Raw genomic sequence first — 22,508 nt, 5'->3', positions numbered from 1 at the left:
GCTGCTCTCATCTGGTGCTCCCTCGCGCTGGTGGGTCGGACGGATCGGGGTCGGTGCTGCGCGCACCCGAGCCCGCTGTGGCGCTCGGGGATCCGCGGCCGGGTCTGCGTCCCCGGCGGCGGAAGCGGTGGGCGATCCCGACCAGGCCGCCGGGCTCGAAGAGGACGACGAGGACGATCGCCAGGCCGAACAGGTAGCGGGCGGCGGTGCCGGCAGCGATGCCGCCCTCGCCGGGCGCGCTGACGAGCGGCAGCACGTCGGCGAACTGCTGGAACACCAGCGGCAGGGCGGTGACGAACGCCGCGCCCAGCGCCGCGCCGCCCACCGAGCCCAGCCCGCCGAGCACGATCATCGCCAGGTATAGCACCGACACGGTCAGGCCGAAGGACTCCGGCGCGATGCTGCCGATCGACAGCGCGTACATCACCCCGGACAGCCCGGCGTACATGGAGCTGACCATGAACACCCGCGCCTTGTACGCCTGCACGTTGACGCCCATGACCGAGGCGGCGACCTCGCTGTCGCGCAGCGTCTCCAGCGCCCGGCCGGGCCGGCTGCGCAGCAGGTTGCGGGCGAAGACGTAGGCGGCCAGCGCCAGGACGATGCCGAGGTACCAGAGCCGCTCGGCCTCCCGGTAGGGCACGCCGAGGACGAACAGCGTCGGGTCGCTGTTGCCGAAGCTGAACCCGAACAGCGAGAACTCCGGCACCGAGCGGCCGTTGAACCCGCCGGTGACCGGCGTCCAGGTGTTGAGCACGTGGACGCCGATGAACACCAGCCCGAGCGAGGCGACGCCGAGGTAGATGCCGCGCAGCCGGGCCGCGATCGGGCTGAACAGCAGGCCGGCCAGGCCGGCGAGCAGCACGCCGAGCACCATCCCGACGATCGGCGGCAGCTCCAGGCCGCGCAGCGCCGCCCGGGTGCCCAGGCCGCCGGACTCGCCGGAGACGTAGGTGTAGGTGATCGCGCCGACCGCGAGGAAGAACGCGTGCGCCAGCGACAGCTGACCGCTGGTGCCGACCAGGAGGTTCAGCCCGATCGCGCCGACGATCGCGCCGGCGACGGCGAAGCCGGTCCGCAGCCAGAACTCCTCGACGTACAGCGGGAGCACCAGCAGCACGACGAGGGCCGCCACGAGCAGCACCGGCCGGAGCCAGCGCAGCAGCGGGGAGCGGCCGGGCCGGGAGGTGTCCGCCGCCGCCGTCCGGCCGCGCGCCCCGGTGGGGGCGGAGAGGGTGTCAGACACGTGTCAGCTCCTTGGTCCCGAACAGGCCGGAGGGGCGGACGAGCAGCACGACGATCATCACGACGTAGGGCGCGACCTCGCCGAAGCCGCGGCCGAGGAAGGACAGCTGCTCCTGGTAGCCGGCCGCGAGGGCCTCGGTGATCCCGATGAGCAGCCCGCCGACCAGCGCGCCGCCGGTGGAGTCCAGGCCGCCGAGGATCGCCGCGGGGAACGCGCGCAGCGCGACCGTGTAGGCCGCCGCGCTCACGCCCGGGGTCGGGGCGCCGACGAGGAACAGCGCCGCCACCGCGGCGAGCACCCCGGCGACGACCCAGGCCAGCGCCGACACCCGGCCCTGCCGGATGCCCATCAGCGCAGCGGCCTCGCCGTCCTCGGCCGAGGCGCGCATCGCCACGCCCCAGCTGGAGTACTTGAAGGCGACGAAGAACGCGACGATGAGGACGGCGGCCACGCCCATGGCGATCAGCCGGTTCTCGCTGATGCCGACGCTGCCGATGCGGACCGAGTCGCTGCCCCACGGGTGCGGGACGTTGAGGATGTCCGGGCCGATCTGCCGGATGAGCTCGGTCAGGATGACGATGTCGACGCCGATGGTGACGATCGCCAGGCTGATCACCGGGGCGCCGCGGAGCTGGTTGATGACCAGCCGCTCGACGAGGAACGCCGCCAGCGCCGTGAACCCGACGCCGACGAGCACCGCGGGCAGGAAGCCGATCGGGCCCGACAGCCGGGCGATCGTGTAGGCGCCGAGCAGCAGCAGCGACCCGTGGGTGAAGCTGACCACCTCGCTGGCCTTGAAGATGATCACGAAGCCGAGCGCGATGAGCGCGTAGATGGCGCCCAGCGAGATGCCGTTGAGCAGCAGGGACAGGAACTGGGTCACGGCCGGCTCCCCGGGGCGTCGGTGGCGGTGGCGCCCCGGGCGGCGGCGCCCTCGGCGGGATGCTGGGCGGCGGGATGCTGGGCGGCGGGGTGCTGGGCGGCGGGGTGCTGGGCGGCGGTGTGCTGGGCGGCGGTGTGCTGGGCGGCGGCCTCGGCGGGGCCGACCTCGGTGCCCGAGCCGAGGTAGGCGCGGATGACCTCGGGGTCGGACTGGACCTGCGCCGGGGTGCCGTCGGCGATGCGGCGGCCGAAGTCGAGGACGGTCACCCGGTCGGCCAGCGACATGACCATCCCCATGTCGTGCTCGACGAGGATGACCGAGATCCCCAGCGCCGAGCGGATCTCCCGGATCGCGTCGGCCATCCGGTCGGTCTCCTGGGCGTTCATCCCGGCGACCGGCTCGTCGAGCAGCAGCAGCCGGGGCTCGATGCACAGCGCCCGGGCCACCTCGACCCGCTTCTGGTCGCCGTAGGACAGCACGCCGACGGGCGTGTGCAGCTTGGCGCCAAGGTCGAGGAACTCGGCGATCTCGCGGATGCGCTCGCCGTGGACCCGCCCCTCCCGGGTGGCCCGCGGCAGCCGCAGCCCGGAGGAGAGGAAGCCCGCCTTGGTGAGGTGGTGGCGGCCGAGCATGAGGTTCTCGGCCACCGTCTGCGTGCCCGACAGCGCGATGTTCTGGAACGCGCGGGCCACGCCGACGCCGGCGATCTGGAACGGCCGCATCGCGCTCAGGCGGGCCTGGCCGAACCGGACCTCCCCCGCGCTCGCGCGGTAGACGCCGGAGAGGACGTTGAACAACGTCGACTTGCCGGCGCCGTTGGGCCCGATGACGGCGTGGATGGCGCCCGGGGCGACGGTGAACGAGACGTCGTTGAGCGCCTTGATCGCGCCGAAGGAGACGCTGACGCCGTCGACCTCGACCGGCGGGACGTCGTCCCGGGTGGTCGCCGCGGTCACGCCGTCCACCGCGAGAGGGTGCGGCGGGGCGCCCGCTCGACGCGCTCCGCGGCGGGCCCGGCGCCGGTGTGGCCGAGGTAGAGCCGCTGCACCTCGTCGGTGGCGGCGAGCTCGCGGGCGTCGCCGGACAGGGACACCTCGCCGACGTCGAGGACGTAGGCGCGGTCGGCGACGCCGAGGGCCATCGTCGCGTTCTGCTCGACCAGCAGCACCGACGTCCCCTGGCGGTTGATCTCGGCGATCACCTCGCCGATCTGGCCGATGACGCGGGGCGCGAGGCCCAGGGACGGCTCGTCGAGCAGCAGCAGCCGCGGGCTGGCCATGAGCGCGCGGCCGATGGCGAGCATCTGCTGCTCCCCGCCGGACAGCAGCCCGGCGCGCTGCCCGGCGCGGTCGCGCAGCACCGGGAACAGGTCGTGCACGCGGGTGACGGCGCGGGCCTTGGCGGCGCGGTCGCGGTTGCCCATGCCGCCGGCGCGCAGGTTCTCCTCCACGGTGAGCCGGCCGAAGATCCGCCGCCCCTCCGGGACCTGGACCACGCCCCGGCGCACGATCTGGCCGGGGTCGCGGCGGGTGAGGTCGGTGTCCTCGAAGCGCACCGTGCCGGCGTCGACCCGGCCGCGGTGCAGCCGCAGGGTCCCGGAGACGGTGCGCAGCAGCGTGGTCTTGCCCGCGCCGTTGCTCCCGAGCACGGCGACGACCGAGCCGTCGGGGACCTCCATCGACACGCCCCTGACGGCCTGGACGACGCCGCCGTAGCTCACCTGCAGCCGGTCGACGGTCAGCACGGCGCCACCGGCTCCCGGAGCACCCCGTGTGATGTGTGCCACATGCCGACGGACCATAGGGGGAACGTCGAGATCGCGGCCCCGGCCGGGACGGGACCGTGACCTGCCGGTGATACGGCACCGCGCGGTGCCGTCCGCCGGCGGCGTCGCCCGGGCGCGGTCAGGTGCCGGCGACGTCGAGCACGCGGACCGTGCCGTCGCCGGAGTTGGTGACGAGCAGCCGGCGCCCGTCCGGGGTCACGGTGACGCTCGTCGGATCGGTCCCGGTGGGGATCCGCGCGGTGACGGCACCGGTGGCGGCGTCGACCACGGCCACGGTGCCGTCCTCCACGTTGGCGGTGTAGAGGTGGCGGCCGTCGGGGGCCCAGGTGACGTCCTGCGGCCCGGCGCCGACCCCGGGCACGGTGGCCACCACGGTGTCCGTCGCCGGGTCGATGAGCGTGACGTCGTCGCTGATGTAGCCGACCACCGCGATCCGCGTCCCGTCCGGCGAGGTCTCCAGGGCGTGCGGCCCGTCGCTGACGGGGACGGTCGCCAGCACCCGGTGGTCCTCGAGGGACAGGACGGTCACCACGTCGGAGAAGTGGTTGGTGACGTACGCGGCCTCGCGGCCGGGCACGAAGGCGACCCAGTGCGGGGACGGCGCGACGTCGACCCGGTCCACCAGCGCCCCGGTGGCGGCGTCGAGGACGTCGAGGTGGTCCTCGTCGTAGTAGGGCACGTACAGCAGCCGGCCGCCGGGGTCGGTCGCCATGGCGTACGGCCCGCGGCCCACCGGCACGGCGCCGGCCACCGTGTCGGTGGCGGTGTCGATGGTGACGACGGCGTCGGTGGTGAACTCCTCGTCGTAGGCGGAGACGAAGACCCGGCTCCCGTCCGGGGAGGTGGTGACCATCTGCGGCGGCGCCTGCGGCACCGGGATGGTCGCCGTCACCTCCGCGGTGTCGGGGTCGATGCGGAGGACGGCGCCGAGGACGGGGTCGGCGACGTAGGCGGAGCGGCCGTCGGGGGTGACCGCGAGGTGGTGCGGCGACGAGCCGACCGGGACCGCGGGGCCGACCCCGGGCTCAGCGGCGCTCGCCGCGGGCGCGGGCGCCGCGGACGACGCGGCGGGGCCCGACGGCGCAGCGGCGTCCCCGGCGTGCGCGCCGGGCGCGTGCTCGCCCACGCCGGCCGACGTCGCCGCCGCGCCCGCCTGCGGCTCGGGGGACCCGGAGCCCCCGGACCACAGGAGCGCCCCGACCACGACCGCGGCGAGAGCCACCGCCCCGAGGCCCAGCGCGATCCCGCGCCGGCGCGTCCGCCGCCGGTAGTGCTTCCCGTGCGTGACCGTGTGGTGCAGGTCCATGGCTCATCGCCCCGTCGACCGTCCGGGTGTGCGTGTCGCAGGGGATGGATGGTCGGGGCCTGCGCGGCCCCGGACAAGGGGGGACGGTGCCGGCAACGCGACCGGCGTCACCCGTTGCACGCACCAACCACCTGGGACCCTGAGGTCATGACCCCCTCCCGCTCGCCGCGCGCCCTCGTGCCCGTGCTGCTCTTCGTGGGGACGGTCGTCGCCGTCATCAGCAGCCTGGGCGCGCCGCTGGTCCCCGCGATCGCCGCCGCGACGGACGCCCCGCTGCCCGACGCCCAGTGGTCGCTGACCGCCACGCTGCTGGTCGGCGCGGTGGCCACGCCCGTGGTGGGCCGGCTCGGTGACGGGCCGCACCGGCGCCGCGTCGTCCTCGCTGTGCTGGCCGTGGTGACCGCCGGTGGCGTGCTGGCGGCCCTCCCCCTGGGGCTGGGGTGGCTGGTCGCCGGGCGGGCGCTGCAGGGCCTCGGGCTCGGGCTGACGCCGCTGGCCATCGCCACCGCCCGCGAGGCGCTGACCGGTGAGCGCTCCCGGTCGACGATCGCCGCGCTGTCGCTCACCGTCGTCGCCGGCGTCGGCCTCGGCTACCCGCTGGCCGGGCTGGCGGCCGAGCTCGGCGGGGTGCACGCCGCGTTCTGGGCCGGCGCCGCGGTCAGCCTCGCCGCGCTCCTGGCCGCGGCCGCGGTCCTGCCGCCGGCCGCGGCCACCGCGCGACGGCCGCTCGACGTCGTCGGCGCACTCCTGCTGGGCGCCGGGCTGGCCGGGCTGCTCGTCGCGCTCGGCCAGGCGGAGACGGAGGGCTGGACCTCCCCGGCGCCGTGGCTGCTGGCCGGCGGCGCGGCCGCGGCGCTGGCCTGCTGGGTGCGCTGGGAGGCCCGGACTCCGGTGCCGCTGGTCGACCTGCGACTGGCCCGCGGGCGGCTCGCGCTCACCGCCCACGTCGCGGCGCTGCTGGTCGGCCTGTCGAACTACCTGCTGCTCGCCTCGGTGCCCGTCCTGGCGCAGACGCCGGCCTCCCCCGGCCCGGGCTTCGGCGCCTCGCTGGTCGTGGCCGGGCTGGTGCTGCTGCCGTTCTCGGCGGCCAGCGTGCTCGGCGGCCGGCTCGCCCGGCTGCTGGCCGACCGCGGGCGGCAGCAGCTGGTGCTCCCGGTCGCCGCGGTCGTGCAGGCCGGCGCGTTCGTGCTGTTCGGGCTGACCCGCACCGAGCTGTGGCAGCTGTTCGCCGTCATGGCCGTCGCCGGGCTCGGGGTGGGCGCGTCCTTCGCGGCGTTCCCCGCGCTCGTGGTCGCCGCGGTGCCGCCGTCGGAGACCGGCAGCGCCATGAGCCTGAACCAGGTCCTGCGCTACGTCGGCTTCGCGCTCGGCAGCGCGCTGACCGCCACCCTGCTCGGCGCCGCGCCGGCCCCCGGGGGGTACGCGGCCATCGCGGTCCTCGGGCTGGCGGTGTGCGCGACGACCGCCGTCGTCTCCTGGCTGGCGCTGGGACGCGCGGAGGGGCGGCCCCGGGGATCCGGGACCGCCCCTCGTCAGGTGCCGGGCGTCAGCCGTTCGTGCAGGTGAGGTACTCGAAACCCTCCTGCGCGGCCACGAACGGGTCGAACGTCCCGTCGTTGCGCGGGTCGTGCTCGACGACGTAGTACTTCGTGCTGCCGCCGGCGGCCGCGAAGATCGACGGGAAGTCGATGTTGCCGCGGCCCACGATCTCGATCCGGTTGTTCAGCGCCGGGTTGAGGTCCTTGACGTGGAACAGCTGGATCCGGTTGCCGTACACGTCGATGACGTCCTCGATCGGGTCGAGGCCGGCGAAGGAGACCCAGTACAGGTCGAGCTGCGAGACGACGTTCTTGGCCTGGGTGTGCTGCATCAGGATGTCGAACGCGGTGCGGTCGCCGAAGACGGTCGTGAACTCGAAGTCGTGGTTGTGGATCATCAGCGTCTGCCCGGCCTTGCGCGCCTGCTCGCCGACGGCGTCCAGGTACTCGGCGTAGGCGACCCAGTCGGCCTCGGTCTTCAGCCGCTGCTGCTCCGGGATCCACGGGGCCCCCGCGCTGCTGCCGGACCCGAAGTACTTGATGCCCAGGACGCGGTTCTCCTCGAGGATCTGCTCGATGTTCACCTCGCTGAACTGCGAGCCCACGTCGACGTGGCGGGCCGACGCCTTCAGGCCGTACCGGTCCAGGAGCGCCCGGTACTGCTCGGCGGTCCAGCCGCCCAGGGTGTACGGCTCGACGTTGCGGTAGCCCATCTCGGCGAGGCGGCGCAGGACCTCCTCGTGGCGCTGCTGGGCTCCGGGGCCGGAGCCGATGTAGGCGGAGAAGGTGTACAGCTGGATCGAGATCTTGTTCAGCGGCACCCGGGCGCAGTCGGCGCTGGTGTGGCCGGCGGTGGAGGGGGCCGCGTTCGCGGGGCCGACGAGCCCCACGAACAGGAGTGCGGACAGGGCGGCCAACAGCACCGCTCGCGTCAGGTGTCGCAGGTTCCTCACTGGCTTCATCGGTCCTCTCGGGGTTGACGGCGCACGTCGCACCCCGGAACGCCCGGACGGGCCGGCGATCCGCGGTGATCTGTGCCGTGCGCCACAACCTAGCGAGACTTGGGCCCTCCGCAAAGCGGAAGTCTGCGCATCACTGAGCGCAAGGGGCGTCGACATGCGGTGACGCCGTCACCACAGGTCACGACGTCGCGGAGCGGACTGCCTCGTCTCGTTGGTCACCGTTCGGTTACGGATTGTCGACTTATTTACCGCCGCTACCTAACGTCTCAGCGGGCTGCCAGAGAGTGACCGCCGGTGGTCCCCCACCGGCGGTCGGCGGTCCTCGTCCGACACGGGAGACGGTCCTTGAAGAAGAGAGCTCTTCCCCTGGTCGTGGGCGCCGCGCTGGTCGCGGTCGCCCTGCCCACGACCGCGAACGCGGCACCACCCCGGGAGGACCCCGGCGCGGCCCCCGCCCGGGCGCACGACCTGCCCAACCCCCTCGGCGACAAGCAGCGCGAGCTGCGCCAGGAGGCCCTCGAGCAGGTCGTCTCCGGCCAGGCCACGCCCCAGGGCGACAACAAGGTCGTCGAGGTCGCCCGCGGCCAGTACGTCGAGTTGGCCCAGGAGGACAGCGACGCGATCTGGACCGTGCTCGGCGAGTTCGGCGACCTGGAGCACAACGCCATCCCGGAGCCGGACCGGACGGTGGACAACACCACCATCTGGACGGAGGACTTCAACCAGGCGCACTACGACGAGATGCTCTACTCGTCGGCCGCCGGGGTGAACTCCGTCGCCAACTTCTACGAGGAGCTGTCCTCGGGCCGGTACACCGTCACCGGCGAGGTCGAGGACTGGGTGACCCTCGACGACCACCCGGCCGCCTACTACGGCGAGGGAGACGACGGCCGGCGCCCGTGGGAGTTCGTCAACGAGACCGTCGACACCTGGTATGCGAATCAGCTCGCGTCGGGCAGGACGGTTGCGGACATCGACGCGTACCTCTCGCGGTTCGACGTCTGGGACCGCTACGACCACGACGGCGACGGGAACTTCGACGAGGCCGACGGCTACATCGACCACTTCCAGGCCGTCCACTCGGGCATGGGCGAGGAGGTCGGCGGCGGCACCCTCGGCGTCGACGCCATCTGGTCCCACCGCTGGTACAACCAGACCACCGGCATCGGTAGGGGCGGTCCGACCCTCGACGACGGCACGCAGAACCCCCTCGGCGGCACCCGGGTCGGTCAGTCGAAGTACTGGATCGGCGACTACACCGTCGAGCCGGAGAACGGCGGCGTCGGCGTCTTCGCCCACGAGTTCGGCCACGACCTCGGCCTGCCGGACCTCTACGACACCTCCGGCAACAGCGGCGGCGCGGAGAACAGCACCGCCTTCTGGACGCTGATGTCGTCGGGCTCCTACGGCAACAGCGGCCGGCCGGCCGACGGCATCGGCACCAAGCCCATCCACATGGGCGCGTGGGAGAAGCTGCAGCTGGGCTGGCTCAACTACGAGGTCGTCGCGCCCGGCGCCCGGGCCAACACCCGGCTCGGCCCGTCCACCGCGAACACCAAGCAGGCGCAGGCGCTGATCGTCGTCCTGCCCGAGCGTGAGGTCACCACGGACATCGGCGACCCCTTCGAAGGTGCGGACTTCTGGTACTCGGGCCAGGGTGACGACCTCGACAACACCATGCTCACCGCCAAGCCGGCCGGCGCGGGCACGTTCACGGCGAAGGTGCGGTACCAGATCGAGCAGGACTGGGACTACGCCTACGTCGGGTACGTCCAGGACGGCGTCTTCACGCCGCTGCCGACCAACCTGTCGACGGACGCCAACCCCAACGGCCAGAACCTCGACCACGGGATCACCGGCACCACGGGTGGCCAATGGGTCGACCTGACCGCCGACGTCAGCGGCGTGCCGGACGGCGCCCAGCTCGGCTTCCGGTACTGGACCGACGGTGCCGCCACCGAGCCGGGCCTGCAGGTGGACGCCGTCTCGATCGGCGGCGCGCCGGTGACCGACTGGACCCTCGACGGGTTCACCGTCACCACCGGGTCGACGACCGAGTCCTTCTTCAACGCCTACATCGCCGAGAACCGGACCTACACCGGCTACGACGCCGGCCTGCAGACCGGCCCGTACAACTTCGGCGACCCGAACCGTCCCGACTGGGCCGAGCGGCTGCCGTACCAGGACGGCCTGCTGATCAGCTACTGGAACACCCAGTACGGGGACAACAACGTCGGCGCCCACCCGGGCGGCGGGCTGGTCCTGCCGGTCGACGCCCACCCCGGCCTGCTCTACGAGCCGACCGACGACGAGGGCACCGACCGGACCGACGGCGAGAGCTGGCGGCCGCGGATCCAGTCCTACGACTCCACCTTCGGGCGGCAGGCGACGGACCGGATCACGCTGCACGACCCGGACACCGGCGTGGCCGGCACCTACGGCGGGCTGCCCGCCGTGCCGACCTTCGACGACCGGCAGGACTGGTACGTGGCGCCGGGTGAGCAGCCCGACGCCAACGGCTGGACCGGCGTGGACGTGCCGAAGACCGGCACCCGGATCACCGTGGTGAGCACCAGCGCCCACGACGGGTTCATGCAGGTCCGCGTCAACGGCTGACCTGCGACACGAGGACGGCCCCCCGGCGTCAGCCGGGGGGCCGTTCCGCGTTCGAGGGGCCTCAGCGCGGCCGGCGGCCCACGGTGGTCAGCCGGACGGTCTCCGGCAGGGCGCGCAGCGCGGCCAGCAGGTCCGCGGGCAGCTCGGCGCTCACGTCGGTGACCGCGTACCCGAGCTCGCCGCGGGTGGCCAGGACCTGGCCGTCGACGTTGAGACCGTGCTCGCCGACCAGGGCGTCGACGCGGGCGAGGACGCCGGGCACGTTGCGGTGCAGCAGCGCGAACCGGGCAGCCGACGACCCGTGCAGGGCCACGGTCGGCAGGTTGACGCTCAGCGTCGTCGTCCCGGTGGTGGTGTAGTCGACGAGCTTGCCGGCGACGAACCGCCCGATGTCGTGCTGCGCCTCCTGGGTCGACCCGCCGACGTGCGGGGTGAGGATGACGTTGGGCAGGCCGCGCAGCACCGAGTCGAACGGGTCGCCCTGCTCGCGCGGCTCCTCGGGGAACACGTCCACCGCGGCCCCGGCGATGTGGCCGGACAGGACGTGCTCCCGCAGCGCCTCGTGGTCGACGACGAACCCGCGCGAGAGGTTGAGGAACAGGCTGCGCCGGCGCATCCGCGCGAACTGCTCGGCGCCGAACAGCCCGGCGTTGCCGGCCCGCCCGTCGACGTGCAGCGTCACCGTCTCCGCGCGCTCGAGCAGCTCCTCGAGGCTGTCGCAGCGCTCCGCGTTGCCCAGCGCCAGCTTGTCCTCGAGGTCGTAGAACAGCACCCGCATGCCCAGCGCCTCGGCGAGCACCGACAGCTGGCTGCCGATGTTGCCGTAGCCGACGATGCCCAGCGTGCGCCCGCGGATCTCGTGGCTGCCGGCCGCCGACTTGTCCCAGGTGCCGGCGTGCAGCGCGCGGTCCCGGTCGACCAGCCGCCGCGCCAGGATGATGATCTCCGCGATCGCCATCTCCACCACGCTGCGGGTGTTGGAGTACGGCGCGTTGAACACCGCGACGCCCGCGGCGGCGGCCGCGGCGAGGTCGATCTGGTTGGTGCCGATGCAGAAGGCGCCGACCGCCGCGAGGCCCGGCCGGGCGCGCACGACCTCGGCGGTCACCTGCGTCTTGGACCGGATCCCGAGCAGGTCGACGCCGTCCAGCGCGTCGACCAGGTCGGCCTCGTCCAGCGCTCCCCGGAGGGACTCGACCTGGTAGCCGGCCTCTCCGAGCAGGTCGGCCGCCACGGGGTCGATGTTCTCCAGCAGCAGGGCTCTGGGCACTCCGGGGACCTCCTCGACCGGGGACCGCCCGCCGGACCCCGTCGGGACGAGTATCCCGTCGCGGCCGGGGCGGCCCGGTCAGCGGGGGTCGGACCCCGGGCGGGCGGCCGCGAGGTGGCCCGCCGTCGCCTCGCCGAGCACGGCGGCGTCGACGGCGACCGTGACGATCGTGGCGCCCTCCGCGGCGAACCCCGCCGCCTCCTGCCCGCTGTAGGCGTGCACGCCCACGGGCACGCCCGCGGCGACCGCCCGCGCGACGATCGAGGACAGCACGCCGCGCAGCTCCCCGCGGTGCTCCTCCCCCGTCAGCCCGAGCGACAGGGACAGGTCGCCGGGGCCGACGTACACGCCGTCCAGCCCCTCGACGGCGAGCAGGGCGTCGAGGTCCTCGAGCGCGGTGGCGGCCTCCACCATGAGCACGACCAGGGGCTCGTCGGCGCCGCCGGACAGCCGCCCGATCGACCGGGTCCCGGCCGGCGCGTAGCGGGTGGCGGCCACCACCTCGCGGGCGTGCGCGGCGTCGCGGACGTTCGGCACGACCACGCCACGGGCGCCCAGGTCGAGCGGGCGGCCGACGTCGGCGAAGGCGGGGCTGCGGGTGCGGACCAGCGGCACCGCGCCGGCCGCGCCGATCGCCGCCGCGGTCCCGGGCAGGTCGGCCTCCGCGGTGGCCCCGTGCTGCAGGTCCACGACGACGTAGTCGGCGCCGGTGCGCGCCAGCAGCTCACCGGTGACCGCCCCGGGCAGCAGGCTCCACAGCCCGTGCGCGGGCCGCCCCGCCGCCCACCGCCGCCGCAGGTCCGCCGCGCTCGCCGCCATGCCGCCCGTCCCCCGTCACCCGTCGTCCGTCGCCACCCGTCGTCCGCCGCCACCCGCCGTCCGTCGCGCGTCGTCGTCCCGGCGCGGGCACCCGCCAGACCGGCGCGCCACGGGCCAGGGCCCTCCGTCGCGGCCTGGCGGGGCAGATCCAGTCTCGGCAGGCCCCGCCCGGACCGCGACCCGGCGCCGCGGAACCGTCTCTCGAGGGGGAGCACGGACCGCCCGTCGCCTGGCACCATCCCCCCACACCGGCCGGAGGAGGTGCGCCGTGGAGACCTCGCGGACCCGGCGGTGGGAGGCCCGCGCCGCGCTGGCGCTGGCCGCCGCCGCCCTGCTCGTGCTGCTGGAGTCCGCCAACGGGCGCGGCCTGTGGCTGGTGGCCCTGGTGGTGGCGACCGTCGTCGCCGTCGTCGCCGGGGTCTTCTGGTTCCTGCGCCACGGCCGCATCAAGCGCTGGTTCGCCCTCGCCCTGGTGGTGGCGGCCCCGCTCGCGCTCGTCGCGGTGTTCGTGGCCGAGGACCTGGTGCTGTCCGCGGTCGTGGCCGCGCTGCTCTGGGCCGCCGCGCTGGGCACGGCGCGCGCCGCGCTGCGGCCGGACCCGTCGCAGTGGACGCTGCCGGTCACCGAGGTGCCGCCGCCCCGCCGCCCGTTCCTCGTGATGAACCCGCGGTCCGGCGGCGGCAAGGTCGGCCGGTTCGCGCTGCGGGAGCGGGCGGAGGAGCTGGGCGCGGAGGTGGCGCTGCTGGACCGGCCGGGGACCGACGTGCAGCAGCTGGCCCGCGACGCGCTCGCCCGCGGCGCGGACCTGCTGGGCGTGGCCGGCGGCGACGGCACCCAGGCGCTGGTGGCCGACGTCGCCGCCGAGCACGGCGTGCCGTTCCTGGTGGTCAGCGCCGGTACCCGCAACCACTTCGCGCTCGACCTCGGGCTGGACCGGGAGGACCCGTCCCGCTGCCTCGACGCGCTGCGCGACGGCGTGGAGGCGCGGATCGACCTGGGCTCGGTCAACGGGCGGCCGTTCGTGAACAACGCGTCCTTCGGCGCCTACGCCGAGATCGTCGAGGACCCCGGGTACCGGGAGGACAAGGCCGGCACCACGATCGCGGCACTGCCGGACCTCCTCAGCCGGCGGCGCGGCGCGCACCTGCGGGCCGAGGCGGGGTCGCTGGTGGCCGACGGGCCGCAGGCGGTGCTGGTCAGCAACGGCTCCTACGACGAGTCCGACCTCGCCGGGATCGGCCGGCGGTCCCGGCTCGACCGCGGCGTGCTCGGCGTCATCGCGATCCGGGTCGACAGCGCGCGGCAGGCCGTCGAGCTGCTGCGCGGCGCCCACCAGCGGGGCATCCGGACGGCGGAGGCACGGGAGGTGCTGGTGACCGCCGACGTGCCCGAGGTCCCCGTCGGCATCGACGGCGAGACGGTGCGGCTGGCCACGCCGGTGCGGTGCACCGTCCGCCCCGGGGCGCTGCGGGTCCGGCTGCCGCGGGACCGCCCCGGCGTCCGCGCGCCGCGCGCCCGGGTGCAGTGGTCGTCGCTGTGGTCCCTGGCCCGGGGCCGGCCGCCCCGGGTGCAGCCGGCCGCGCCCCCGGACCGGCCGGCACCGGTCGGCACGGAACAGGCCGCTCAGGTGCCGGGCACGGACGGCTGAGCGCCGCTGCCCCGGTCCGCGTCCGGCGGCGCGTCCCGAGGGCCGGGGACGCCGGGCGGCGGAGCGGCGGCCGGCGGGCCGGCGTCCGGCCAGGCGACGCCGGTCTCGCGCCGGAAGGCCTCGACCGCGGCCTCGACCGTGGGGAAGAAGTCCCGCGCGCCGATCTCGCCGGCGAGGCCGTAGCGCTCGATCTTGCGGCGGACCGGGTCCTTGAGCTCGGCGAACACCAGGCTCTGCCCGCGGGCGGCGAGCGTCCGGTCCAGCTCGAACAGCACGTCGGCGGCGGTGGTGTCGACGTCGGTGACCGGCTCGGCCGCGACGACGACCCACCGGGGCGCGGGCTCGGCGCGGGCGAGCGCGGTCACCTCGTCCCGGAAGGTCCTGGCGTTGGCGAAGAACAGCGGCGCGTCGAACCGGTAGAGGACCAGGCCCGGGAGCCGGCCGGCCTCCGGGTGGGAGTGCACGTCGTGGTAGCCGGGCAGGCCGTCGACCCGGCCCAGCTCGGTCTCGTAGGGGTGCCAGGCCCGCCGGAACACGTTGAGGATGGACAGGCCGACGGCGAGCGCGACGCCCGGCAGCACCCCGAGCAGCGCGACGCCGGCGAAGGCGACCAGCGACAGGGCGAACTCGACGCGGCGCTGGCGCCACAGCCGGACGGTGCCCGGCAGGTCGGCCAGCGACAGGGACGCGGTGACGACGACCGCCGCCAGCGCCGCCTGCGGCAGGTCGCGGAACAGGCCGGGCAGCAAGACGATCATCACGAGCACCAGCGCGGCGCCGGTGACCCCGGTCAGCTGGGTGCGGGCGCCGGCCCGCTCGGCGACGGCGGTGCGCGAGGCGCTGGTGCTCACGGGGAAGCCCTGGAACAGCCCGGCGGCGAGGTTCGCCGTCCCGATGCCCACCATCTCCTGGCCGCCGTGCACCTCCTGGCCGGTGCGCCGCGCGAACGACGACGCCGTCGAGATGGTGTCGGCCAGGGAGACCAGCGCGATCGCCAGCGCACCGGCGACGAGCACCCCGAGGTCGGACCAGCCGACCGACGGGATCGTCAGCGGCGGGAAGCCCCGCGGCAGTTCCCCGACCAGGTCGACCCCGCGCTCCCCGAGGTCGAACGCCGCGCCGGCGGCCACGGCCAGCACGACCATGACCAGCACCGCCGGCACCTTCGGCCACCACCGCTGCAGCACGAGGACCAGCGCGACCCCGCCCAGCCCGACCGCCGCCGCGGCCGGCACCACCTGCCCCTGCGCCATGCCCTCCGCGAAGCCGACGGCCTCGCCGACGACGCCGTCGGCGTCCACCGAGAACCCGAGCAGCTTGGGCAGCTGGCCGACCAGGATGGTCAGGGCCAGCCCGTTCACGTAGCCGATCATGGTCGGCTTCGACAGCAGGTCGGCGACGAAGCCGAGGCCGGTCCAGCCGGCCACGACCAGCACCACCCCGACCACCAGGGCGAGCACCGACGCCAGCGCGACCGCCCGCTCCGGGTCCCCGCCCGCGGCCACCAGCGGGAGGACGGTCGCCGCGATCATCGGGCCGAGCGAGGAGTCGGGGCCGAGGACCAGGACGCGGGAAGGGCCGAACACGGCGTACGCCAGCAGGCAGGTGATGGTCGTGTACAGGCCGGTGATCGCCGGCAGCCCCGCGAGCTCGGCGTAGGCCATGCCCTGCGGCACGAGCAGCGTGGTCAGCACCACCCCGGCGGCGACGTCGCGGGGCAGCCAGGCCCGGCGGTAGCCGCGCAGCGCCCGGAGGCCGGGCGGGACCGGCGTCCCGGTCCCCCGTGCCCGGCGGGAGCCGCCCGGGTCAGCCGGCCGTCCGCGGGACGCGGTAGCGCTCACGGAGCCGCTTCTCCACCAGGATCGGGACGAACGCCTGCACCCGGGCCCCGGCGAACGCCGCGAACGCGGCCACCGCCCGCGCCCGGACCTCCACCGGGTCGGCGCCGTACTCCTGTGCCAGCCGGGCGACGAGCGGCCCGAGGACCGCGTCCGCGCCGGGGACGGCGCCGTCGTCCGCCGTGGCCGGCTCGGCGACCACGCTCATCTCGCGCCTCCTCGCCCCGGGGACGGACGGACCGGGACCGTGCCACGGTCCCGGTCCGCAGCGGCCCCGGGCCTCACCCGCCGGGGACGAGTCCCGGGGACCCGCCCGCCGCGGCGTCCAGGCGCCGCGCGAGGAGCCCGAGGAGGACGCCGAGCGCGTTGGTCGCCCAGTGCGCGCCGGCCGCGGCGACGACGCTGCCGCTGCGGCGGCGCAGCTCGCCGAACACCAGGCCGCCGGCGGTGGTCACCGCGACGGTGCCCGCGACCACGCCGGCGGGGAACCCGCCGGCGTCGTCCGCGGCGGCCAGCACGGTCGGGACGTGCCACAGGCCGAACAGCACCGCGGTGGTGACCGGCACCTGCCACGGCCGGCAGTGCCGGGCCAGCGCCGCCCAGAGCACCGAGCGGAACGCGGCCTCCTCGAGGACCACGGTGCCCAGCGGGATGCTGAGGAGCGCCTTCGCCAGCACGCCGGGGAGCGGGAGGTCGTAGCGGTCGTCCAGGAAGGCCGGCCGGGTCGGCGGGACCAGGACGCCCACGGCGTAGACGGCGCCGACGACGCCCACCGCCCCGAGCGCCCATCGGCAGCCCGCCGCCAGCCGGTCGCGGCCCAGGCCCAGCTCCGGCCAGCCGAGCCCGGACAGGCGGGCGGCCGCGAGCAGGGCGACACCGGTGAGGCCGCGCACCCACCACGGCGGCCGCACGAGCGGACCGGCGACGGCCAGCACGGCGACCACCGCGACGGCGGTCCCGGTGCGCAGCCGCGCGCGGGCCGACGCCGTCACGGACCCGCGCCGGCCGGGTCAGTACCGGCCGAGCAGCGGCCGCAGCCGCGCGGTGTCGGCGTCGGTCCACCCGGGCGGCTGCGCGACCGCGGCCCAGGCGTCGGCGTAGTCGGCGGTGTACCGGTGGCCGTGCCCGTCCGGGGCGCCGGTCGAGAAGGCCATGTCGGCGGTGACCTGCCAGAAGGTGACGAACGGCAGCCACGTCATGGCGTCCGACACGTCCGGCGCCCGCGGCCCCTCGAGCCAGCTGGGCCGGGTCAGCAGCAGCTGCGGGGACCACCAGACGATGGGGTCCGAGGCGTTCTGCAGGTAGACGACCCGGGAGTCCCCCCACGGGGCGGGCGGCGCGGCGAGGTCGGCGGCCTCGTCGGCGAACCGCGCGGTCCGCCCGCCGTCGAGCACCGGGAGCCACTCCGGCGAGCCCTCGTCCCGGTCGGCGACCAGGTCCCGCCACAGCGCGTTGAAGTTCGGCGGTCCGGCCCAGACCACCCCGCTGGCGCGGTTCTGGATGTCGGCCAGCCCGCTGAACGCGGCCTCCCCGCCGAAGCTGCCGAGGCTCTCGCCGAGCACCAGCAGGTCCGGCCGGTCGCCCACGGGCAGCCGGGACCAGGTGCCGTACACCGCGTCGAACAGCGCCCGCCCGGCGTCGCGGGCCTTGGCCTGGTCGACGAGGAAGGAGATCCAGCTGGGCAGGTAGGAGTACTGCATGGACACCATCGCGGTGTCCCCGTTGAACTCGTGCTCCAGCGCGGCGCCGGCCGCGGGGTCGATCCAGCCGGTCCCGGTGGTGGTGACCACGGCGAGCACCGCCCGGTCGAAGCCGCCGGCCCGGACGAGGTCCCGGACGGCGAGGTCCGCGCGCTCCTCGACGTCCTCGGCCGAGGCCAGCCCGGCGTACACGCGCACCGGCGGGAGCGCCGGCCGCCCGGAGAAGGCGGTGAGGTCCTCCGGCGTCGGGCCGGTGCCCACGAAGATCCGGCCCTGCCGGCCGAGGTCCTCCCACCGCAGCAGCGAGCCGGGGCTCCCGGAGCGCTCGGCGCCGGCGGGGCGGACGGCGCCCTCCCCCGTCCGGTCGTCCTGCACGCTGAACGCGGAGTTCGCGGCCTCGACCAGCCCCTGGAACAGCACGCCGTTGACCAGGAACACCACCAGCGCGCCGATCCCCACGACGCCGAGCGGCCGGGCCAGGCGCCGCGGGAGGACGCGGCTCAGCAGCCGCACGAGCCCGCGGCCCAGCCACCGGACGCCGCGGGCGACGGCGACCAGGACGACGAACAGCAGCACCGCCACGACCACGATGCCGGCGGAGGAGTACCCGCGGGGCGGGTCGAGCCCCATGAGCAGGTGGACCTCGCGCTGCCAGCGGGCGCCGAGCCACAGCGAGACCACCACCAGCACCGTCCCGGCCACGGCCAGCACCTGCCAGGCACGGCGGCGGAACCGCGCGGACATCCGGCGGTCGGTGGCCTCCGCGACGAACCAGGCGAGCCCGGTCCCCAGCCCGTAGCCGATTGCCGCGGTGATGCCCGCGATCAGGCCCTGGACCACCCAGCCGCGGGGCAGCAGCGACGGCGTCAGGGACAGGCAGCCGAGCACCACGGCCCCCGCCAGCCCGCTCCACCGGTACCGCGGCAGCCACCGCAGCCGCCGGCGGACCGGCCGCCGCGGGGGCCCCTCCTCCGGTGCCGTGCGGGGCGCGGGGACGGCGGGCGTCACGGAGGTGTCTCGGACAGCCGGTTCGCTCGTCATGTCGGGCTCCGCGCGCACGTGGGGGCGCCGAGGCTAGGGGCGTCCCGGGGAGCAAGGATCGCACCGAACGGACGATGTGCGGCCCGGCGGCGGCCCCCCACGCTGCGACCCGTGCGAGCCGGACTCGCGGAGCACCTGGGCTCCCGGCAGGTCGGCCGGGTCGTCTACGGCTCGATCATCGGCCTGGCGCTGGTGGTCGCGGTCGAGCGGCACCCGCCCGCGCCGGGGGTCGTGGCCGTGTGGCTGCTGGGGACGGCCGTGGCCGTGGGGCTCGCCGAGGTCTACAGCGACGTGGTGGGGGCCGAGACCCGCGCCCGGCGGCGGGTCACCCGTCCCGAGGTCGTGCACATGACCGAGGACGCCGGGGCGGTCGGGTTCGGCGTGGTGTTCCCCGCCGTCTTCTTCCTGCTCGCCGCGATCGGCATGCTGGCGACCGGCACCGCGTTCACCCTCGCGAAGTGGTCCGGGGTGGGCCTGATCGGCTCCTACGGCTACTGGGGCGTGCGGCTGGCCGGGGGCACACCCGCCCAGGCGCTGGTCCGGGGCGCGCTCGTCGCCGTCGTCGGTGCGGGTCTCGTCGTGCTCAAGGCCCTCGTGCACTGACCGGCCGCACGGGGCGGCGCTCAGCCAGCGGTCGCGGGCGCCGGCGCCTCGGTCTCCCCGGAGACCTCGCGCCGCCCGGCCTCCTGGTCCTCGCCGAGCCCGCTCCCCACCGGGGTCACCTCCTGGTCCTCGAACGCGTCCCTGACCCCGTCGATCACCGCGTCCGAGGACGGGACGCACAGCGCCGGGGTCCCCGGCCGGATCTCCCCCCGCATCCCGCGGATGACGGCGTCCGTCGATGCCGACGTCCGGTCACCGGTCAGCGGCCGCCGGCGGGCGCAGGAAGCCGACGACCACCAGCGCCAGGCCGAGGAACAGCACCTGGATGCCGAACAGGACGCACAGCACCAGGACCGTGGCCGCCTGCCAGGTGAGGGCCAGCACGCCGACGACGACGTCGACGACGCCGAGCGCGGCCAGCCAGCCCCGGCCGTCGACCCGGTCCCGCCCGACGGCGGCCAGGGCGATCCGGCCGGCGCCGTGGACGATCAGCGACAGCCCGGTGACCAGCACCAGCGTCCAGAGCGTGACGCCGGGCCAGACCGCGGCCAGCACGCCGCCGACCACGAGGACGGCGCCCAGCAGCACCGAGGCCCCGCGGGAGCGCCCGGAGTCCCACCCGACGGCGATCTCCAGCAGTCCCCCGACGACGAACGAGAGCCCGACGAGCAGGGCGAGGCTGCGCGCGGCGGCGACCGGGTTGGCCAGCAGCACGACCCCGAGGACGACGACGGCCAGGCCGAGCAGCCCGACCACCACGCGCGCGCCGCCGCGCCGGGGCGGGACGGTCACGGAGGGACGGGACAGGTGGGTGGTCATCGCGGTCTCCTCCCGGCGGGTTCCCGCGCCGAGGGTCGTCGTGGCGGAGCGGGACGGCCTCATCCCCGCCGGATGAGGCCACCGCGCCGCCCGGCCCGGCACCGTCGGGTCATGAGGACGGGCGCAGCCGGACGCCGGACGGCCCGGACCACGGCCCCGACCCGGGACGCGCGCCGCGGAGGCGGCGGCACCGTGCTCGACGGGCGCGAGGTGCTGACCGGGACGGCGGTCGCCGTCGGGGACCGGCCGCCGCACGGGGCCGGCCGGCCGCCGCGGCCCACGCCGGCCCAGCGGCGGGCCTCGGGCAAGGCGCTGCGCGCCACGGCTCCCCTCGACGCGCTCGCCGGGTCCCCGCGGGACACGCGCACCCGCGACCCGCTCACCCTGCTCGAGGAGCAGGCGGCCGGCCGGGTGCCCGAGCTCGTGCCGATCCGCTGGGGGCGGATGCTGGCGTCCCCCTTCGCCTACTACCGCGGCGCCGCCCGCGTCATGGCCGCCGACCAGGCCGGCGCGTCCCGCTCGGGCCTGACCGTGCAGGTGTGCGGGGACGCGCACGCCGCCAACTTCGGGCTGTTCGGCTCCCCCGAGCGGCGGCTGCTGTTCGACACCAACGACTTCGACGAGACCCTGCCGGGTCCCTTCGAGCACGACGTCCGGCGGCTGGTCGCCAGCCTGGAGCTCGCCGCCCGGGAGAACGGCCTGCCCCGCAGGCAGCGGCGGGCGGTCACGGTGGCGGCCGGTGCGCGCTACCGGACGGCGATGGCGGAGTTCGCGGGACAGCGGGACATCGAGGTCTGGTACGCGAGCCTCGACGCCGACGCGCTGCAGCGCGACATCGTCCCGATGCTGGGGTCTGGCGGGCGCAAGCGGCTGACCCGCGCCCTCGTGAAGGCTCGGACCCGCGACAGCCTGCAGGCGTTCGGCAAGCTCACCGAGGTGGCCGACGGCCGGCTGCGGATCAGGGCCGAGCCGCCGCTGCTGGTGCCGCTGCGCGACCTCGTGCCCGGGGCGGAGGGCCCCGACCCGGCCGGCGCCTTCCACGGCCTGATCCGGCAGTACCGGAACTCGCTGCAGGTCGACCGCCGCACCCTGCTGGAGCGGTACGCGTTCGTCGACATGGCCCGCAAGGTCGTCGGGGTGGGCAGCGTGGGCACCCGCTGCTGGGTGGTGCTGCTCGTCGGGCGCGACGACGACGACCCGCTGCTGCTGCAGGTCAAGGAGGCCGGCCCCTCGGTGCACGCCGAGTTCGTCGGGCCCGGCCGCTACACCCACCAGGGCCAGCGGGTCGTGGCCGGCCAGCGCCTCATGCAGCAGGCCAGCGACGTCTTCCTCGGCTGGGAGCGGACCGCCGGCGTCGACGGCGTGGAGCGGGACTTCTACGTCCGGCAGCTGCGGGACTGGAAGGGGTCGGTCGAGCTGGGCGACCTGCGCCCGGAGGGGCTCGAGCTCTACGGCGCGGTGTGCGCCTGGTGCCTGGCCCGGGCGCACGCCCGCACCGGCGACCGCATCGCGATCGCCGGCTACCTGGGTTCCTCGCCGGCGTTCGAGCACGCGCTCGCCGAGTACGCGGAGGCGTGCGCCGACGTCACCGAGGGCGACCACCGCCAGCTGGCCGAGGCGGCCGCCGCGGGCCGGGTGCCCGTGCAGCGCGGCGTCTGAGGCGCGCCGTGGCGAGTCCCGCAGCCGCCGGGTCGCGCCCCGGCCCCACGGCCGGACCGCCGGTCCTGCCGCCCGGGCGTGGCGCGCTGCTGCGGGGCGTCGCGCGGACGCTGCTCACGACGGCGGGGTTGCTCGTCGTCTACGCCCTGCTCCCCCTCGACCGGCCGTTCACGGTGGGCACGGTCCTGGCGCTCGGCGCCGGCGTCCTCGCCGTCGGGGTGCTGGTCGTCGTGCAGGTGCGGGCGATCCTGCGCTCCCGGCACCCGGGGCTGCGGGCGGTCGAGGGCATCGCGCTGTCGCTGCCGCTGTTCCTGCTGCTGTTCGCGACCGCCTTCGTGCAGCTGTCCGGCAGCGACCCGCGCGCGTTCAGCGAGCCGCTGGACCGCGTCGACGGCGTCTACTTCGTCGTCACCGTGTTCGCCACCGTGGGCTTCGGCGACATCAGCGCGGTCAGCCCCGTCGCCCGGGTCCTCACCACGCTGCTGATGGTCGGCGACCTCGTGCTGATCGGGCTCGTGCTCAAGCTGTTCCTCGGCGCGGTGGACCACCGCCGGGCGGCGCGGGCGGGGAGCCCGGCGCCCGGCCGGGACGGCTGACCCGGCCCGCTCACCAGGCCGGCAGCCGGCCCTCCACCCGGGGGGCCGGTCGACGTCGGTCGGGTGCTGGACGTCCGTGGTCGTCCCCGCCCCGGGGCGTGCGGGTGGACGGCGGTCGGCCCCTCCGTCGCCGCGGGGCCGCCGGTCCACGTCCCCCCACGCGGACGATCCGCACGGC

The 22,508-nt window shown here is 75.7% G+C and carries 20 protein-coding genes; 6 read left to right on the top strand and 14 right to left on the bottom strand.

What is annotated here, in order from left to right:
* Positions 1 to 7: 7 nt before the first annotated feature.
* The 5 genes from ACFO3M_RS12680 to ACFO3M_RS12660 all read right to left on the bottom strand — a co-directional run bounded on the left by ACFO3M_RS12680 (position 8) and on the right by ACFO3M_RS12660 (position 5,221).
* Positions 8 to 1,246: a branched-chain amino acid ABC transporter permease gene (locus tag ACFO3M_RS12680; protein ID WP_387988974.1), complete on the bottom strand. Its 1,239-nt coding sequence runs from the start codon at positions 1,244 to 1,246 to the stop codon at positions 8 to 10.
* A complete protein-coding gene (locus ACFO3M_RS12675; RefSeq protein WP_387988972.1) occupies positions 1,239 to 2,129 on the bottom strand; it encodes a branched-chain amino acid ABC transporter permease in 891 nt (296 codons plus the stop codon). The genes ACFO3M_RS12680 and ACFO3M_RS12675 overlap by 8 nt, the downstream gene beginning before the upstream one ends.
* On the bottom strand, positions 2,126 to 3,094 hold the full coding sequence (locus ACFO3M_RS12670; RefSeq protein ID WP_387988970.1) for an ABC transporter ATP-binding protein: 969 nt from the start codon (positions 3,092 to 3,094) through the stop codon (positions 2,126 to 2,128). The genes ACFO3M_RS12675 and ACFO3M_RS12670 overlap by 4 nt, the downstream gene beginning before the upstream one ends.
* Positions 3,082 to 3,873: an ABC transporter ATP-binding protein gene (locus ACFO3M_RS12665; RefSeq protein ID WP_387988968.1), complete on the bottom strand. Its 792-nt coding sequence runs from the start codon at positions 3,871 to 3,873 to the stop codon at positions 3,082 to 3,084. The genes ACFO3M_RS12670 and ACFO3M_RS12665 overlap by 13 nt, the downstream gene beginning before the upstream one ends.
* 160 nt (positions 3,874 to 4,033) lie before the next feature.
* A complete protein-coding gene (locus tag ACFO3M_RS12660; protein ID WP_387988966.1) occupies positions 4,034 to 5,221 on the bottom strand; it encodes a YVTN family beta-propeller repeat protein in 1,188 nt (395 codons plus the stop codon).
* Between the two features lie 147 nt (positions 5,222 to 5,368).
* Between ACFO3M_RS12660 and ACFO3M_RS12655 the strand changes: the two genes are divergently transcribed.
* On the top strand, positions 5,369 to 6,787 hold the full coding sequence (locus tag ACFO3M_RS12655; protein WP_387988964.1) for an MFS transporter: 1,419 nt from the start codon (positions 5,369 to 5,371) through the stop codon (positions 6,785 to 6,787).
* Here ACFO3M_RS12655 and ACFO3M_RS12650 read toward each other — a convergent pair.
* Positions 6,768 to 7,682, bottom strand: a complete 915-nt coding sequence (locus ACFO3M_RS12650) for a sugar phosphate isomerase/epimerase family protein (protein WP_387988962.1) — start codon at positions 7,680 to 7,682, stop codon at positions 6,768 to 6,770. The genes ACFO3M_RS12655 and ACFO3M_RS12650 overlap by 20 nt on opposite strands.
* A gap of 384 nt (positions 7,683 to 8,066) precedes the next feature.
* On the opposite strand from ACFO3M_RS12650, the gene ACFO3M_RS12645 reads away from it, so the two are divergent.
* The gene (locus ACFO3M_RS12645; RefSeq protein ID WP_387988960.1) at positions 8,067 to 10,337 is read left to right on the top strand and encodes an immune inhibitor A domain-containing protein; all 2,271 of its coding nucleotides are present in this window, start codon (positions 8,067 to 8,069) and stop codon (positions 10,335 to 10,337) included.
* 61 nt (positions 10,338 to 10,398) lie between these two features.
* Here the strand turns inward: ACFO3M_RS12645 and serA are convergent, their stop codons facing one another.
* Positions 10,399 to 11,607, bottom strand: coding sequence for a phosphoglycerate dehydrogenase (gene serA, locus ACFO3M_RS12640; protein ID WP_387988958.1), 1,209 nt, complete (start codon positions 11,605 to 11,607; stop codon positions 10,399 to 10,401).
* Positions 11,608 to 11,685: 78 nt separating this feature from the next.
* Entirely contained in the window at positions 11,686 to 12,426 is a 741-nt protein-coding gene (locus ACFO3M_RS12635; protein WP_387988956.1) for an HpcH/HpaI aldolase family protein, read from the bottom strand.
* 268 nt (positions 12,427 to 12,694) lie between these two features.
* Here ACFO3M_RS12635 and ACFO3M_RS12630 point away from each other — a divergent pair, with 268 nt between their 5' ends.
* Positions 12,695 to 14,074: a diacylglycerol/lipid kinase family protein gene (locus ACFO3M_RS12630; RefSeq protein ID WP_387988954.1), complete on the top strand. Its 1,380-nt coding sequence runs from the start codon at positions 12,695 to 12,697 to the stop codon at positions 14,072 to 14,074.
* Here ACFO3M_RS12630 and ACFO3M_RS12625 read toward each other — a convergent pair.
* From ACFO3M_RS12625 to ACFO3M_RS12610, 4 genes are all read right to left on the bottom strand, one after another.
* Entirely contained in the window at positions 14,050 to 15,915 is a 1,866-nt protein-coding gene (locus ACFO3M_RS12625; protein WP_387988953.1) for a SulP family inorganic anion transporter, read from the bottom strand. The two genes, ACFO3M_RS12630 and ACFO3M_RS12625, sit on opposite strands and share 25 nt — an antisense overlap.
* The gene (locus ACFO3M_RS12620; RefSeq protein WP_387988951.1) at positions 15,881 to 16,120 is read right to left on the bottom strand and encodes a three-helix bundle dimerization domain-containing protein; all 240 of its coding nucleotides are present in this window, start codon (positions 16,118 to 16,120) and stop codon (positions 15,881 to 15,883) included. Before ACFO3M_RS12620 ends, ACFO3M_RS12625 begins: the two co-directional genes overlap by 35 nt.
* Positions 16,121 to 16,193: 73 nt before the next feature.
* Positions 16,194 to 16,904 carry a CPBP family intramembrane glutamic endopeptidase gene (locus tag ACFO3M_RS12615; protein ID WP_387988949.1) on the bottom strand — a complete coding sequence of 237 codons (711 nt, stop codon included), beginning with the start codon at positions 16,902 to 16,904 and terminating at the stop codon, positions 16,194 to 16,196.
* Positions 16,905 to 16,922: 18 nt separating this feature from the next.
* On the bottom strand, positions 16,923 to 18,620 hold the full coding sequence (locus ACFO3M_RS12610; protein WP_387988947.1) for an alpha/beta hydrolase: 1,698 nt from the start codon (positions 18,618 to 18,620) through the stop codon (positions 16,923 to 16,925).
* Positions 18,621 to 18,764: 144 nt separating this feature from the next.
* On the opposite strand from ACFO3M_RS12610, the gene ACFO3M_RS12605 reads away from it, so the two are divergent.
* Positions 18,765 to 19,256 (top strand): hypothetical protein, encoded by a 492-nt coding sequence (locus tag ACFO3M_RS12605; protein WP_387988945.1) that lies wholly within the window; start codon positions 18,765 to 18,767, stop codon positions 19,254 to 19,256.
* Positions 19,257 to 19,276: 20 nt separating this feature from the next.
* Here ACFO3M_RS12605 and ACFO3M_RS12600 read toward each other — a convergent pair whose 3' ends face one another.
* On the bottom strand, positions 19,277 to 19,471 hold the full coding sequence (locus ACFO3M_RS12600) for a hypothetical protein (protein WP_387988943.1): 195 nt from the start codon (positions 19,469 to 19,471) through the stop codon (positions 19,277 to 19,279).
* A 37-nt stretch (positions 19,472 to 19,508) separates the two neighbouring features.
* Positions 19,509 to 20,075, bottom strand: a complete 567-nt coding sequence (locus tag ACFO3M_RS12595; protein ID WP_387988942.1) for an HdeD family acid-resistance protein — start codon at positions 20,073 to 20,075, stop codon at positions 19,509 to 19,511.
* Between the two features lie 192 nt (positions 20,076 to 20,267).
* Between ACFO3M_RS12595 and ACFO3M_RS12590 the strand changes: the two genes are divergently transcribed.
* Together ACFO3M_RS12590 and ACFO3M_RS12585 are read left to right on the top strand one after the other, a co-directional pair.
* Positions 20,268 to 21,734, top strand: coding sequence for a DUF2252 domain-containing protein (locus tag ACFO3M_RS12590; protein ID WP_387988940.1), 1,467 nt, complete (start codon positions 20,268 to 20,270; stop codon positions 21,732 to 21,734).
* A gap of 8 nt (positions 21,735 to 21,742) precedes the next feature.
* A complete protein-coding gene (locus ACFO3M_RS12585) occupies positions 21,743 to 22,330 on the top strand; it encodes a potassium channel family protein (protein ID WP_387988939.1) in 588 nt (195 codons plus the stop codon).
* The last annotated feature ends 178 nt before the right edge of the window (positions 22,331 to 22,508 follow it).

Origin of the sequence: Geodermatophilus arenarius (assembly GCF_042654585.1) — a bacterium.
GTDB classification, from domain to species: Bacteria; Actinomycetota; Actinomycetes; order Mycobacteriales; family Geodermatophilaceae; genus Geodermatophilus; species Geodermatophilus arenarius.
The sequence above is the reverse complement of the archived record's forward strand: the minus strand, read 5'-3'. Positions and strand labels throughout refer to the sequence as shown.